The organism is Pseudomonas sp. 22490 (genome assembly GCF_052044465.1).
Classification (GTDB): domain Bacteria; phylum Pseudomonadota; class Gammaproteobacteria; order Pseudomonadales; family Pseudomonadaceae; genus Pseudomonas; species Pseudomonas aeruginosa.
Map to the genome: position 1 here is coordinate 84,739 of NZ_JBQENS010000013.1, position 13,865 is coordinate 98,603.

At 67.7% G+C, this 13,865-nt stretch carries 12 protein-coding genes; 4 read left to right on the plus strand and 8 right to left on the minus strand.

Annotated features, from left to right (window positions below; translation table 11 throughout):
• Positions 1 to 5: 5 nt before the first annotated feature.
• The 5 genes from ACTJJX_RS16405 to ACTJJX_RS16425 all read right to left on the minus strand — a co-directional run bounded on the left by ACTJJX_RS16405 (position 6) and on the right by ACTJJX_RS16425 (position 5,285).
• Positions 6 to 491: a chemotaxis protein CheW gene (locus ACTJJX_RS16405; RefSeq protein WP_003083938.1), complete on the minus strand. Its 486-nt coding sequence runs from the start codon at positions 489 to 491 to the stop codon at positions 6 to 8.
• A complete protein-coding gene (locus ACTJJX_RS16410) occupies positions 478 to 2,397 on the minus strand; it encodes a chemotaxis protein CheA (RefSeq protein WP_012613457.1) in 1,920 nt (639 codons plus the stop codon). The genes ACTJJX_RS16405 and ACTJJX_RS16410 overlap by 14 nt, the downstream gene beginning before the upstream one ends.
• Before the next feature lie 27 nt (positions 2,398 to 2,424).
• The gene (locus tag ACTJJX_RS16415; RefSeq protein ID WP_003083943.1) at positions 2,425 to 2,790 is read right to left on the minus strand and encodes a response regulator; all 366 of its coding nucleotides are present in this window, start codon (positions 2,788 to 2,790) and stop codon (positions 2,425 to 2,427) included.
• A 197-nt stretch (positions 2,791 to 2,987) separates the two neighbouring features.
• Entirely contained in the window at positions 2,988 to 4,172 is a 1,185-nt protein-coding gene (gene cttP / locus ACTJJX_RS16420; RefSeq protein WP_009875676.1) for a trichloroethylene chemotactic transducer CttP, read from the minus strand.
• Between the two features lie 180 nt (positions 4,173 to 4,352).
• Entirely contained in the window at positions 4,353 to 5,285 is a 933-nt protein-coding gene (locus ACTJJX_RS16425; RefSeq protein ID WP_003083951.1) for a LysR family transcriptional regulator, read from the minus strand.
• A gap of 116 nt (positions 5,286 to 5,401) precedes the next feature.
• On the opposite strand from ACTJJX_RS16425, the gene ACTJJX_RS16430 reads away from it, so the two are divergent.
• On the plus strand, positions 5,402 to 6,154 hold the full coding sequence (locus ACTJJX_RS16430) for a 3-oxoacyl-ACP reductase family protein (protein ID WP_016561483.1): 753 nt from the start codon (positions 5,402 to 5,404) through the stop codon (positions 6,152 to 6,154).
• A 99-nt stretch (positions 6,155 to 6,253) separates the two neighbouring features.
• Here ACTJJX_RS16430 and atsA read toward each other — a convergent pair whose 3' ends face one another.
• The 3 genes from atsA to ACTJJX_RS16445 form a co-directional block, all read right to left on the minus strand.
• The gene (gene atsA / locus ACTJJX_RS16435) at positions 6,254 to 7,864 is read right to left on the minus strand and encodes an arylsulfatase AtsA (RefSeq protein ID WP_016561484.1); all 1,611 of its coding nucleotides are present in this window, start codon (positions 7,862 to 7,864) and stop codon (positions 6,254 to 6,256) included.
• Between the two features lie 87 nt (positions 7,865 to 7,951).
• Complete coding sequence (locus ACTJJX_RS16440; RefSeq protein ID WP_003117229.1) at positions 7,952 to 8,791, minus strand: ABC transporter ATP-binding protein; 840 nt, start codon at positions 8,789 to 8,791, stop codon at positions 7,952 to 7,954.
• Positions 8,788 to 10,404: an ABC transporter permease gene (locus tag ACTJJX_RS16445; RefSeq protein ID WP_016852326.1), complete on the minus strand. Its 1,617-nt coding sequence runs from the start codon at positions 10,402 to 10,404 to the stop codon at positions 8,788 to 8,790. Before ACTJJX_RS16445 ends, ACTJJX_RS16440 begins: the two co-directional genes overlap by 4 nt.
• Before the next feature lie 266 nt (positions 10,405 to 10,670).
• Between ACTJJX_RS16445 and ACTJJX_RS16450 the strand changes: the two genes are divergently transcribed.
• From ACTJJX_RS16450 to ACTJJX_RS16460, 3 genes are all read left to right on the plus strand, one after another.
• Positions 10,671 to 11,732, plus strand: a complete 1,062-nt coding sequence (locus tag ACTJJX_RS16450; protein WP_003112655.1) for an ABC transporter substrate-binding protein — start codon at positions 10,671 to 10,673, stop codon at positions 11,730 to 11,732.
• A gap of 417 nt (positions 11,733 to 12,149) precedes the next feature.
• Positions 12,150 to 12,965 carry a TauD/TfdA family dioxygenase gene (locus tag ACTJJX_RS16455; protein ID WP_003107194.1) on the plus strand — a complete coding sequence of 272 codons (816 nt, stop codon included), beginning with the start codon at positions 12,150 to 12,152 and terminating at the stop codon, positions 12,963 to 12,965.
• A complete protein-coding gene (locus tag ACTJJX_RS16460; RefSeq protein WP_003107192.1) occupies positions 12,962 to 13,843 on the plus strand; it encodes an AEC family transporter in 882 nt (293 codons plus the stop codon). The genes ACTJJX_RS16455 and ACTJJX_RS16460 overlap by 4 nt, the downstream gene beginning before the upstream one ends.
• The last annotated feature ends 22 nt before the right edge of the window (positions 13,844 to 13,865 follow it).

Below are 13,865 nucleotides of genomic sequence, written 5' to 3' on the forward strand. Positions count from 1 at the left end.
GCCGCTCAGGCCGCGGCTTCGTCGACCAGCGCCATTTCGCGGCTGGTCATCAGTCTCTCGATGTCCACCAGGATCAACATGCGCTCGCCCGCGGTGGCCAGGCCGAGCAGGTATTCGGTGTCGAAGCTGGCGCCGAACTCCGGCGGCGGCCTGATCGCGTCGCCGCCCAGTGCGATCACGTCGGATACCGAGTCCACCACCACGCCGACGATGCGCCGGCCGATGTTGAGGATGATCACCACGGTGAACGGGTCGTAGGTGACCTCGGCGAGGTGGAACTTGATGCGCAGGTCGACGATCGGCACGATCGCCCCGCGCAGGTTGATCACGCCCTTGATGAAGGGCGGCGCGTTGGCGATCGCGGTGACCTGGTCGTAGCCGCGGATCTCCTGCACGCGGAGGATGTCGATGGCGTACTCCTCGCGGCCCAGGGTGAAGGTCAGGTATTCCTGCGCCGGGCCGTTCGCCTGGCTTGCCTCAGTGCCGTTCATCGGCGGTGTCCTCCCGCGCCGCCAGGCGTGGCAGCGCATCGACGTCGAGAATCAGGGCGACGCTGCCGTCGCCCATGATGGTGGCGCCGGCGATACCCTCCACGCGGCGGAAATTCTGTTCCAGGCTCTTGATCACCACCTGCTGCTGGCCGACCAGTTCGTCCACCTGCAGGGCGAAGCTGCGCCCCTCGGACTCGAGGATCACCACGATGCCCTGCTCCGGCGCCGGCGCTTCGCCGCCGATGCGCAACAGCTCGTGCAGGCTGAACAGCGGCAGGTACTCGCCGCGTACGCGGATCATCGCGTTGTCTTCGCCGCCGAGGCCGCGCACGTCGTCGCTGCGCGCCTGCAGCGACTCGACGATGTAGGTCAGCGGAATCACGTAGTTGACCGCTTCGACGGCGACGATCAGGCCGTCGAGGATCGCCAGGGTCAGCGGCAGGCGGATGCCGATGCGAGTGCCCATGCCGGGCGCCGAGTCGATGTCGATGCGCCCGCCCATGGCACCGATGTTGCGCTTCACCACGTCCATGCCGACGCCGCGTCCGGACAGCTCGGTGACCGTCTCGGCGGTGGAGAAGCCGGGCATGAACACCAGTTGCCAGACCTCGGCGTCGCTCATCCCGTCATGCACCGGCAGGTTGCGCTCGCGGGCCTTGGCGAGGATACGCGGACGCGACAGGCCGCGACCGTCGTCGGAAACCTCCACCACCACGCTGCCGCCCTGGTGGCTGGCGGCGAGCTTCACCGTGCCGCTCGCCGGCTTGCCGGCGGCGAGGCGTTCGGCGGGCGTTTCGATGCCGTGGTCGATGCTGTTGCGGACGATGTGGGTGAGCGGATCGCTGAGTTTCTCGATCACGCTCTTGTCCAGTTCGGTGTGCTCGCCGTGCAGGTGCAGCTCGACCTGCTTGCCCAGGCGCGTGGCGGTGTCGCGCACCAGCCTGGGGAAGCGGCTGAAGATGAAGTTGATCGGCAGCATGCGGATCGACATCACCGACTCCTGCAGGTCGCGGGTGTTGTGTTCGAGCTGGGCCAGGGCGTGCTGCAGGCGCTCGTGGCGGCTCGGGTCGAGCTGCTCGCCGAGCTGGCCGAGCATGGCCTGGGTGATCACCAGTTCGCCGACCAGGTTGATCAGGCTGTCGATCTTTTCCACGCTGACCCGGATCGAGCCGGACTCGCCGTCGCCACGCACGGGCGCGACTGCGCCCCTGGCCGGCGCGGCGACGGCTTGCGCGGGCGCACTGGGCGCGGCGGGGCTGCCGGGGGCGCCGTCGAACAGGCCGAAGGCGCGTTCCTCCGCCGGTGGGGAACCCGGTGCCTCATCGAAGAGGCCGAACGCTTCGCTCGCGGCCGGTGCGCCGGGCGCCTCGTCGAAGAGCCCGAACGCTTCCGGCGCGGCCGCTCGTTCCGGAGCGCCCGGGCCTTCGTCGAAGAAGCCGAAGGCATCGTCGTCCGCGGTTTCCCTGGCGGGCGCGTCGTCGAACAGGCCGAAGCCTTCCTCCGCCGCTTCCTGTTCCGGCACCCGCAGCCAGCCGCGCAGCCGCTCGACCGTCTCCAGCAACGGCACCCCGGGGTCGGGACTGCCGCTGCGATGGGCGTCGAGCAGGCGCTGCAACACGTCGCGGGCTTCGAGGAAGGAACTGATCATGTCCGGCCGCAGGTGCATCTGGCCACAGCGGATGCGGTCGAGCAGGGTCTCCAGTTCGTGGGTGACGGCGGTGATGTCGTCGAAACCGAACATTCCGCTGGAACCCTTGATCGAATGCGCGGCGCGGAAGATGCCGTGCAGCGTCTCGCTGTCCGGCCGGTCCAGGTCGAGACCGATCAGGAGGAGTTCGAGGGTGGCCAGGTGTTCCTCGGTTTCCTCGAAGAACACCTGGAGAAACTGGCTCATATCCTGGGGCATGGGACCTCCCCCGCGGGGGAACGGGAATCAGGGCAGGACCTTGCGCGTCACTTCGAGCAGTTTCGGCGGGTCGAACGGCTTCACCAGCCAGCCGGTGGCGCCGGCGCTGCGTCCCTGCTGCTTCATCGCGTCGCTCGATTCGGTGGTCAGCATGAGGATCGGCACGCTGCGGTAGCCGGCCAGGTTACGCAGGCTGCGGATCAGCGACAGGCCGTCCATGTTCGGCATGTTCTGGTCGGTGAACACCAGGCTGTAGCTCTTGCTCTGGGCCTTGCCGAGGCCTTCCTTGCCGTCCGCGGCCTCGTCCACCTCGTAGCCGGCGGACTTCAGGGTGAAGCTCAGCATCTGGCGGATAGACGCCGAGTCGTCGACGATCAGAATCGGTTTGCCCATGGTCTTGCGTCCTCACGGTGTCCCTACCGCAGCGCCAAGCTCGGCGGCGAAGGTGGTGTGTGCCAGGTGGCTGTGACGGAGGGCTCTGATGGCCCTTTGCTAGTTCCAGTAAAGACAATGTCCGGTGGATTTCAATTATTGGCGCCGGTTTCTCGTCGGATAGTTATCCGGTTAGACGGATTGGCTATCGATACCCCTCAGAACAATTCCACTTCGCCCACGTTGACGCTGTTCTGGCTCACCGGGCTGGGCAAGGGCCGGCGCAGTTCCTCGACCTCCCGTGCGACCCGTTCGGGCCATTCCTGGCGCGGCCGCGCCTCCAGCGCGCCGAGGCCGAGGGCGAAGGCGCCAAGACGCGCATGGTGCTTGCGCATCTGGCCGAGCAACTGGCTGCCCATGTCCTGGAATTGCAGGGCGGTGACCGCCGCGTCGACGCCCTGGCCGACTTCCAGCGAGAGCCGGTCCAGTTCGTGGATGACCTTCAGGGTGTGCCGGTTCATCGCCTCCAGGTCATCGAGCATGCCCTGGATCTTGTGCTTGGAATCGAGGGCGAAGGACATGTCCTTGTCGGCCAGTTGCGAGATCGCGCTCTCGGCGTCCTGGATCTCGTGGTGGACCACGTCGACGTGCTTGCGGATGGCGGCGGAAAACTCCGTGGAGCGGGTCGACAGCGCGCGCACTTCATCGGCGACCACGGCGAAGCCGCGGCCGCTCTCGCCGGCTCGGGCGGCCTCGATGGCGGCGTTGAGGGCGAGCAGGTTGGTCTGCTTGGCGATGGCGTCCATGTCCTGGGTCGACTGCAGGATCTCGGTGATCTTCAGCCGCACCTGGTCCATGCGTTCCACCAGTTGCTGCGAGGTCCGGCTGGTTTCCAGGGTAGCCTCGACGAACAGGCTGAGGGTCTGCTGGGTGGTCCTGACGAAGTCCTGGAAGTTGATGCCTTCGTCGACCTGGCCGCGCCCGTCGTAGCGCTCGATCAGCGAATGGGACAGGCCGCGCTGGGTATCGATGCGTTCGGCGAGGCCGTGGAAGCTGTCGCTGAGCTGGCGGATCGCCGAATGCAGCAGTTCGTCGATCTGCCGGGCGTGACCGTCCAGTTGCGCGGTTTCGTCGGCGAGCGCCCGTTGCGCCGCGCTCCAGGCCGGCGAAGCGGCATCCGCCTGCGGGTTGGCATTCGCTACCGCTTGCCGAGGGGCGCGCAGGAGGAGGACGAGCATGGCCAGGCTGGCGAACCAACCGAGCGCCAGGACCAGCCAGACGCCGAGGCCGACGGCATGCAGCCCGGCGCACAACGCCCAGGGTAGGGAAAGCAGGCCCAGCTTCAGCAGCAGGGGCCGGGATGGTAACGAAACACCGAGGGACTCGCGCATGCTGCACTCCATGTGCCGGATCGGAGCAGGGCTTCCAGGCGGTCCCTCGGGACCGTGCGGAAGACGCCTTCCAAGCTCGTCGGCGGCGTTTTCTAAAACTAGAGTCCCAATCGGTAATGTCAAACTGCCGTTTTTCCGGCGAGGCCGGTGCCAGGGCCTTTTCCCGTTTGCCGAGGCGACGGATGGCTGGCGCTAGCCGGTTGGGAAGGCGGAGAAGCGCCGGGCCAGGTCCTGGCGGCGGAAGTAGTCGACGACGAAGTCGACGAAGACCCGGGTCTTGGCCGGTAGCAGCTTGTTCGCCGCGTAGTAGAGGCTGGTGTTGCCGGCGTCGACGTACCAGTCCGGCAGGACCCGCACCAGGGCGCCGGACTCCAGGTAGGCATAGGCGTGCTGCATGCATACCAGGGTGATGCCCAGGCCCATGGCGGCGACCTCGCAGGTGGCTTCCGGGTCGCTCATGGTCATGCGTTCGCGCAGCTCGATCGGCGCCTCCTCGCCGTTGCGCCGGCGCAGCGGCCAGGAGCGCACGCGGCCGGTCTGCGGCGAGCGGATGCGGATCCCGTCGAAGCCGCCCAGGTCGCCTGGATGGCGGATTGGCGGCTTGTCGCGGAGGTAGGCGGGCGAGGCGAGGAGGATCAGGTGGCCCGGCGTCAGGTTGCGCGCCACCACCCCGGGCGGCAGTTCGAAACCACCGCCGATGGCGGCGTCGAAGCCTTCGCCGATGAGGTCGACCTGGCGATTGTCGAAATGCCAGTCGGGCACGATGTCGGGATAGCGTTCGAGGAACTCGCCGAGCAGCGGCAGGATGTAGTCGCGGCCGAAGGCCAGCCCCATGCTGACCTTCAACGTGCCGCTGGGTTGGTTGCCGACGCTGGAGACGTTGGCGAGAGCGGTCTGGATACCCTCCAGGCTGCCGCCGACCTCTTGCAGGAAACGCTCCCCGGCTTCGGTCAGGGTCAGGCGCCGGGTGCTGCGCTGGAACAGGCGCACGCCGAGGTTGCTTTCCAGGCGGGCGACGTTCTTGCCCACCCCGGCCGGCGTCAGGCCCAGGCGCCTGGCGGCCTCGGCGAAGCTACCGGCCTCGGCGCTGCGGACGAAGCACTGGATGTTGCTGAGGGTTTCCATGGGAAAGGGCCCGCATAAACCATTGGTATCGGCTGAATATAGCGATTACCCGCTACCAGGTCTGCAATGGACGACGGAAACTCGGGGCCTGTCTATCCACTCCGATGGAGATTTCCATGTCCGTATCCTCTGCATCCCTCGCCGGCAAAGTCGCCTTCGTCCAGGGCGGTTCCCGCGGCATCGGCGCCGCCATCGTTCGTCGGCTGGCCGCCGAAGGCGCCAGCGTCGCCTTCACCTACGTCAGCTCGGCGGACAAGTCCCGGGCCCTGGCGGCCGAACTCGAAGGCGCCGGAGCCAGCATCCTGGCCCTGCATGCCGATAGCGCCGACGCGGCGGCGCTCGTCGCCGCCGTCGACGAAGCGGCGGCTCGCTTCGGACGCATCGACATCCTGGTCAACAATGCCGCCGTCCTCGCCCTCGGTTCGGTGGAAGAGCTGCCGCTGGCCGACTTCGAGCGGACCCTGGCGATCAACGTGCGCAGCGTCTTCGTCGCCACCCAGGCGGCGGTCAAGCACATGGGCGACGGCGGGCGGGTGATCAGCATCGGCAGCACCAATGCCGAACGCATGCCGTTCGCCGGCGGCGCCACCTACGCGATGAGCAAGTCGGCGCTGGTCGGCCTGACCAAGGGCCTGGCCCGCGACCTCGGCCCGCGCGGGATCACGGTGAACAACGTGCAGCCGGGTCCGGTGGATACCGACATGAACCCGGACGACGGCGACTTCGCCGAGGTCCTCAAGGGCCTGATGGCGCTGCCGCGCTACGCCCGCAGCGAGGAAATCGCCAGCTTCGTCGCCTACCTGGCCGGGCCGGAAGCGGCCTACATCACCGGGGCCAGCCTGACCATCGATGGCGGTTTCTCGGCCTGACCCGGGTCGCCTCGTTCCACCCGGCGAAGTAGCCCCTCTCCCCGACCTTCTGGCCAGACGTTCCCTCCTGAAGGGAGAGGGCGAGGGGAGAGGTTCCGCTTATCGCACCAGGAAAGGCGAAGCCCCCTCTACGACACCGGTCTCGCTGACGTATCGCTTCCAATGCTCGATCAGCTCCGCCAGCTTGCCCGGCTGGCTGTCAGCGAGGTCGTGGATCTCGCCCGGGTCGCGGGCCAGGTCGTAGAGCTGCCAGGTGGCCGGGCCCACCGGGGCCGGCAGGTACACCGCCTTCCAGTCGCCCTGGCGGATCGCACGCATGCCGAACAGCTCCCAGCCGGTCACGGTGTTCTCGTCGTGGGCCGCCTCGGTCTCGCCGGAAAGCCAACCCAGCCAAGACCTGCCGCGCGGCTCGGCGATCTCGCGGCCGCGCCAGCGCTTGCCTGGGTGGCGGACACCGGCGAGGTCGAGGAGGGTCGGGGTGACGTCCATCACCGTGGCGAAGGCATGGCTGATCGCACCCTGCCGGCTTAGCCGCGGGTAGCGCACCAGCGCTGGCACGCGAATCCCGCCCTGGGTTGTGAACGCCTTGTACAGGCGCGATGGTGCGGTGGCCGCCTGGGCCCAGCGCGGGCCATACCAGACGTAGGAATTGGCGCGGCCGATGTTTTCCAGGCTGTTGTCGTAGTGCCGGTCGAGAAAGCCCAGCAGGTCCGGGCCGAATTTCGGGAACGCCTCCAGCAGGGCGCCTTCGGCGCCGTTGTCGGACATGAACAGGACGACGGTGTTGTCCAGCTCGCCCTGCCGGCGCAGGTAGTTCACAACCCTGCCGATGTTCCAGTCCATGCGCTCGACCATCGCCGCATAGACCTCCATCGCCCGCGCCGACTTAGCCCGTTCCTCGTCCTCCAGGGCCTCCCACTCGCGGGTCAGGGCGAGCACCGGATGGGCTTCGACGTCCGCTTCCACCAGGCCCAGCTCCTTGAGCCGGGCCAGGCGTTCCTGGCGCAGCGCTTCTGGACCGGCGTCGTAGCGACCGCGGTACTTCTCGACGATCTCCCGCGGCGCTTGCAGCGGCCAGTGCGGCGCGGAGAACGGCAGGTAGGCGAAGAACGGCCGGCTCTGGTCGCGCTCCTTGAGGTATTGCAGCAGCTTGTCGCCGAAGGCGTCGGAGGAATAGAAGCCCTCCGGCAGCGTGTCGAGGTAGCGCTCGTCTTCCACGTAGAGCGCTGGCGTACCCTTGAGGATGCGCGGAGTGCTTTCGTCGTAGGGCGGCTCGAAACCATAGTGGTTGGCGGCGCCCGGCAGCAGCGAGAAGGAACGCTCGAAACCGCGTGCATGGGGCGTCTGTTCCGGCTTCAGACCGAGGTGCCACTTGCCGGCCATGAGGGTCTGGTAGCCGGCCTCGCGGAGCAGCTCCGGCAGCGCCACCACGCGCTCGTTGAGATGCCCTTCGTAACCCGGCTTGCCTTCCAGTTCCGGGGTCAGCGCCTCGGCCATGGTGCCGATCCCGGCGATGTGGTGGTCGGTGCCGGTGAGCAGCATCGAGCGGGTCGGCGAGCAGGTCGAGGCGGTGTGGAAGTCGGTCAGGCGCAGGCCGGCGATGGCCAGGGCGTCGAGGTTCGGCGTGGCGATCTCGCCGCCGAAGGCGCCGATATCGGAGAAGCCCAGGTCGTCGGCGACGATCACCAGGAAGTTGGGGCGTTTGCTCATGCGCGGGTCTCGTCTGGATGGGAGGAGAAGGTGGGGCCCTCGCCCCCGCCCTTCCCGCAGGGGGAAAGGGCCAGGGCAAGGGGCTTTTCAGCAAGCGAGGAATTCGAAGGGCAGGTTTTCCACCCGTCGCGGCGGCGGCGCGACGTACTCGCCGTCGGCGGTCAGTTCGTGCAGCAGCGCTTCGCGCTGGCGCAGGAAGTCGAAGCCACCGCGCTCGCGCGGATGCGCCAGGCCCACCTCGACCACCCGCCTGATCCGCCCCGGACGCGGCTCCATCACCACCACCCGGTCGGCCAGGTAGAGCGCCTCCTCGACGTCGTGGGTGACCAGCAGGGTGGTGATACGGGTACGCCGGCGGATCGCCAGCAACTCTTCCTGCAACTGCTGGCGGGTCAGTGCATCGAGGGCGCTGAACGGCTCGTCGAGCAGCAGCAGGCGCGGGCTGGCCACCAGGCCACGGGCGATCGCCACGCGCTGGGCCATGCCGCCGGACAACTGGTGCGGGTAGGCACGCTCGAAGCCGTGCAGGCCGACCAGGCGGATGTATTCGTCGATCCGCGCCGCCTTGTCGGTTTCGCCAAGGGCTTCGTTAACCAGGCCGAGGGCGACGTTCTGCTGCACCGTCAGCCAGGGGAACAGGCGGTGCTCCTGGAACACGATGCCGCGTTCGCCGCCGATGCCGGCGATTGGCCGGCCGTCGACGCGGATCTCGCCGTCGTAGTCGCGGTCCAGGCCGATCAGCAGGCGCAGCAGGGTCGACTTGCCGCAGCCACTGGCGCCGACGATGGCGATGAACTCGCCCTCGCCGATCTCCAGGTCGAACTGCTGGATCGCTTCCAGTCGCCGGCCGTCCACGGCGAAGTGCTTGCGCACCTGGCGGAAGCTGACCAGCGGGGTGCCCGTGGCGGGCGCGGTGAATGCGTTCATGCGTGTCTCCAGCGCGTGGCGCGCGCTTCGATGCGTTGGCCGAGGGCATTGAGCAGGGCGCCGGTGAGGCCGACCAGGAGCATGCCGGCGCCGATCAGGTTCATGCGGAACAATTGCTGGGCGCCGATCATCAGGCTGCCGATGCCGCCGTCGGAGGGCATGAAGTACTCGGCGCCGATGGTTCCCAGCCAGGCGTAGATCAGCGCCAGGCGCAGGCCGGCGAACACCGACGGGGCGGCACCCGGCAGGACCAGCCGGAGCAGCCGTCGCCAGGGACCCAGGCGCAGCACCCGGGCCGCCTCGCCGAGGCTCGGCGGCAGGCTGGCGATGCCGCGCTGGGTGGCCAGCAGCAGCGGGAAGAAGGCGGCGATTGCGACGAACGTCAGCTTGGCCGGTTCGCCCAGGCCGAACCAGGCGGTGAGCAGCGGTACCCAGGCGAAGATCGCCACCTGCCGCAGTGCCGCGAAAGTGGGGCCGAAGAAGCGTTCCGCCGGGCGCCACAGGCCGAGCAGCAGGCCGCCGAGGAAACCCAGGCCGCCGCCCAGCAGGAGCCCGCCGAGCGTGCGCTTCAGGCTGTCGAACAGGGCGCCTGGGAGGCTGCCGTCGAGCGCTCCGCTCCAGGTCGCCCGCGCCACTTCCAGAGGGCTGGCGAGGATCGCCGGATCGACCCATTCGGCGCTGCTCGCCGACTGCCACAGGAGCAGCAGCGCCAGCGGCGGCAGCCACACCTGCAGGCGCTGCCAGCCGCGTCCCGGCGGGCGCCGGCGGAATTCGCCGGTGGCGGCTTGCGGCCAGTGCAGCAGGCGGCGGTCGAGCCACTGGATGGCGCGGTCCATGCCCACCCCGACCAGGCCGATGATGAGGATGCAGACGAACACGATGTCGAGCATGAACAGTTGCCGGCCCTGCACCATCAGGTAGCCGATACCCTCGCTGGAAGCCAGCAACTCGACCGCCAGCAGCGAGGTCCAGCCCTGCGCCAGGGCCAGGCGCAGCCCGGTGAGGAAGGCCGGCAGCGCCGCCGGCAGGATCAGCCGCCAGACCAGCAGGCGTGGCGGCAGGCGCAGTACTGCGGCGGCTTCGCGCAGCTTGGGCTGGGCGTCGCGCACGCCGACCAGGGTATGGATGGTCACCGGCACCACGACCGCTTTCACCAGCACCACCAGCTTGAGCAGTTCGCCGATGCCGAAGAACAGCATGAACAGCGGGATCCAGGCCAGCGTGGGGATTTGCGCGAGGGCGCTGAAGGTGGGGAAGACCAGGCGCTCGGCACGCGGACTGAAGCCTAGCCAGGCGCCTAGCGCGGCGCCGCTGGCGACCCCGGCGAGCAGGCCCCAGGCCAGGCGCCGCAGGCTGATCGCCAATTCGCTCCAGAGTTCGCCGGCGAGCAACTCGCGGGCGCTCTGCCAGACCAGCTCGGGAGTTGGCAGCACCTGGGCCGACATCCAGTGGCGATGGCTGGCGACCCACCACAGCAGCGCCAGCCCGAGCGGCAGCAACCAGGGCAGCAGGCCGTCCCCCAGGCGCCGGGCGAAAGCCGCGGAGGGCGGCGGCGCCAGGCGCGGCAGGGGCCGGCTCCAGGCGGGCGAAAGGGTTTTATCGATATTCTTCATGGGAATATAAATCGCCGAATCAATGCATTTTTTCGCTAAGAAGGGCCATTTAAAGAAAGGCACCAGGCAGCGGCAAATGCATTTGGAGAATATTTTCCATGCTCTGGCTGCATATGACGCGGAGAGGCCCGTGCGGCCTGTCATACTGCTTTTGGTTATAAAAAAATGAATTTTTATTATTTATTTTCGAGACGCCGCTGTGCATAGCTAGCCGCACACCCGCTCCCGGCGGGAATCCCTCTCTTCCCGTTCCAAGGAGCCGCCCCATGAAAGCGCTTACGTCTTCCCTGCTCGGTCTGTTCGCCGCGCCTGTGCTCGCCGGCCTGCTCGGTGCCTACGTGCCGCTGGCGAGCGCCGCTCCGCCGAAGGAAATCCGCATCGCGGTGCCGGACGTCAGCGCCGGCAGTTCGCACTCGGGCGGCGGCGTGGTCGACGTGCTCTACACCCGCCAGTTGCTGGAGAAGGAGTTCGCCAACGACGGCATCGCGGTGAAATGGAGCTTCTTCAAGGGCGCCGGCCCGGTGGTCAACGAAGCGTTCGCCAACGGCCAGGTGGACTTCGCCTACCTCGGCGACCTGGCGGCGATCATCGGCAAGTCCGGAGGCCTGGACAGCCGCCTGCTGGCCGCTACCGCGCGAGGGGTCAACCACTATCTCGGCGTGCAGCCGGGCTCCGGGATCAAGACCCTGGAGGATCTCAAGGGCAAGCGCGTAGGCATCTTTCGTGGCACCGCCAGCCAGTTGTCGTTCGACAATGCCCTGGCCAGCGTCGGTCTCAGCGAGAAGGACCTGAAGGTGATCAACCTCGATTTCAGCGCCGCCCTGTCCGCCCTCGCAGCCAGGCAGATCGATGCCACCTGGGGCCTGGCCGGACTGTTCGCCCTGCGCGACCGCGGGCTCGCGGAAATTCCGCTGAGCACCCGCGACCTGAACGGCGCCGGCACCCTGCAGGCGCTGCTGGTCGGCTCCGGAGCCTTCGTCGATGCCCATCCGGACATCACCGAGCGGCTGCTCAAGGTGCAGTTGCAGGCCCAGGACTGGCTGGCCCGCGAGGAGAACCGCGACGCCTACATCGAACTGGTGTCGAAGCAGGCCAGCTACCCGGTGGTGATCCTGCAGAGCGAGTACCGTGGCCGCAAGCTGGGCGACGCCCTGTCGCCGCGCCTGGACGCCGATTTCCTTGGCCGGCTGGATGCTTCGATCCAGGCGGCCAAGCGTTTCGGCCTGATCCGTCGCGAATTCAGCGCCGAGCAGTGGGCCGCGCCGGAACTGCTGGAGGCGGCCGGCAAGCTGGCGAAGGCCAAGGCCGTGGCGCAGGCGGCGGAGTGACGCCGAGCCGGGGACGGCCGAGGCGGCGCCGTTTCGTAGCAATTTGTAATATGTTTCGAGATTCTTGCACCGACCCAACCAATGACTGGATCGAGCGAAGTATCCAGCCGTTGGTCGGGGATTCTGCGTATATCGCGTCATGAAAGTTTCACGCGGGTAATCCGCAGGTTATTCCGCGATCATTTCGTTCGTTAATCGCCCCATATATTCAGATACAAAATCGGCACTGCCAATTCTTCCAGTTTTCCCTTCCGACAATTCTCCCGACCCTCCCCGGAAACAACTCCAAGTATCTCGCGGCGAACCGCCGCGTCCCGCATCTAGCCTGCCCATCACTACGACAGCGCGGCGCCAGCGCCGGGCCTCGCCCTGCGCGTCGGCGGCATTCCTGATTTTCTTTCGGAGGAGAGCGGTCATATGAATCTCGATAGCAAATTGTTCGACGCGACACTCGATCTCGAACGCGTGAAAGTTTCGGTGAGAACGCTGGTGAAGTTATCCCGCCAGGAACAATCGGCGATCATCCGGACCCTCAACGAGTTTGGTTTCCTGCTGTTGCGCAGCGAACAGGGCGAAGACAGGCAGGAACTTCTCGCGCTCAAGGAGTTGTTCGGCCGCGCCGCCCCCCACCCGCGCGCCGACGCCGACGGCATCGTGCCGATCAGCAATGCGCGGTATGTCAGCGGCTACCTCGGCTCCACGCCGCTGGAGCACAAGCTGCACACCGACGGCGCTTTCCTCGACACCCCGGAGCAATTGTGCAGCCTGCAATGCGTGCGCAACGCCCGGGAGGGCGGGGAGACCCTGCTGGCCAGCGCCGGACTGGCCTTCGAGCGCCTGCGCCGGCGCATGCCGACCAAGCATCTCGGCCTGCTGCGCGGCGACGCCCTGACCATCGTGCGCAAGCACCAGAGCAGCACCCAGCCGGTGTTCCGCCTGAACGGCGAGGCGCTGGGCATCAAGTTCCGGCAGAACGACGGGGCGGCCGAGGTGGTCGAGCATCCTGTGGCGGTGGAGGCCTTCGCCGAACTGGTGGCGGCGCTCGAGGATCCGGCCTGCCAACTGCGGATCAAGCTCGAGCCGGGGGAAATCCTGGTGCTCGACAACACCGCGGTGTTGCACGGGCGCACTGCCTTCTGCGCCAACGAACTGCGCGAGATGCGCCGGCTCAACTTCGACGGCCACGGCCGCCTGCGGGCGGAGCTGGAACTGGGCTTCAAGGTGGGGTTGTGATCGCACAGTTCGTCGCGGTGGTGCTGCCGATCCTGATCTGCACCGGGATCGGTTTCGCCTGGAGCCGTTCCGCCGGGCCGGTGGATACCCGCGCGCTGGTGTTCCTGGTGGCCAACGTCGGCTTTCCCTGCCTGCTGCTGTCGTCGCTGGACCGCCCCGGCCTGTCCATTGGCATGGTGGCCGGGGTGTTCCTCGCCACCGCGCTGGCGGTGCTGGCGTTCGCCCTGCTGGGCCTGGTCGCCCTGCGCCTGCTGCGGATGCCGGTGCGGCGCTACCTGCCGTCGATCATGCTGCCGAACTCCGGGAACATGGGCATCCCCATCGCCTACCTGGCCTTCGGCGAGGAGGCGCTGGTGTATGCGGTGGCGTTCTCCACCCTGATCCAGGTGGGCCACGCGACGCTCGGCGTCTGGTTCGCTTCGGGCGATATCACCCCGGCGAGCATCCTGCGCAACCCGATGATCTATGCCCTGGCCGTGGCGCTGGGCCTGATCGCCCTGGGCTGGAGCCTGCCGCCGCCGTTGCGCGATGTGACCCGCCTGCTGGGCGGGATTACCGTGCCGCTGATGCTGGTGATGCTCGGCCTGTCGCTGGCCGGTCTGCGCCTGCACGAGACCTGGCGGCCGTTGCTGCTGTCTCTGGTGCGGGTCTGGGGCGGTTTCGCGGTCGGCTATGGGATCGCTGCCGGCCTGGGCATGGAGGCGGTGGCGGCGGGCACCTTCGCCATCCAGTGCGGGATGCCGACCGCGGTGCTCACCTACCTGTTGGCCAAGCGTTACGACGGACCGGTGAACGAAGTGGCAGGCATGGTGCTGATCACCACGCTGCTGGTGCTGCTCTCCACGCCTTTGTTCATCCAGTTGCTGCCGCGCGCGTGAAGACGATCCGGGCCGCCCCGCG

Bases quoted from the DNA above. Each gene is read 5' to 3' on its own strand.
- ACTJJX_RS16405 (WP_003083938.1), bottom strand. From the start codon at position 491: ATGAACGGCACTGAGGCAAGCCAGGCGAACGGCCCGGCGCAGGAATAC.
- ACTJJX_RS16410 (WP_012613457.1), bottom strand. From the start codon at position 2,397: ATGCCCCAGGATATGAGCCAGTTTCTCCAGGTGTTCTTCGAGGAAACC.
- ACTJJX_RS16415 (WP_003083943.1), bottom strand. From the start codon at position 2,790: ATGGGCAAACCGATTCTGATCGTCGACGACTCGGCGTCTATCCGCCAG.
- cttP (WP_009875676.1), bottom strand. From the start codon at position 4,172: ATGGAGTGCAGCATGCGCGAGTCCCTCGGTGTTTCGTTACCATCCCGG.
- ACTJJX_RS16425 (WP_003083951.1), bottom strand. From the start codon at position 5,285: ATGGAAACCCTCAGCAACATCCAGTGCTTCGTCCGCAGCGCCGAGGCC.
- ACTJJX_RS16430 (WP_016561483.1), top strand. From the start codon at position 5,402: ATGTCCGTATCCTCTGCATCCCTCGCCGGCAAAGTCGCCTTCGTCCAG.
- atsA (WP_016561484.1), bottom strand. From the start codon at position 7,864: ATGAGCAAACGCCCCAACTTCCTGGTGATCGTCGCCGACGACCTGGGC.
- ACTJJX_RS16440 (WP_003117229.1), bottom strand. From the start codon at position 8,791: ATGAACGCATTCACCGCGCCCGCCACGGGCACCCCGCTGGTCAGCTTC.
- ACTJJX_RS16445 (WP_016852326.1), bottom strand. From the start codon at position 10,404: ATGAAGAATATCGATAAAACCCTTTCGCCCGCCTGGAGCCGGCCCCTG.
- ACTJJX_RS16450 (WP_003112655.1), top strand. From the start codon at position 10,671: ATGAAAGCGCTTACGTCTTCCCTGCTCGGTCTGTTCGCCGCGCCTGTG.
- ACTJJX_RS16455 (WP_003107194.1), top strand. From the start codon at position 12,150: ATGAATCTCGATAGCAAATTGTTCGACGCGACACTCGATCTCGAACGC.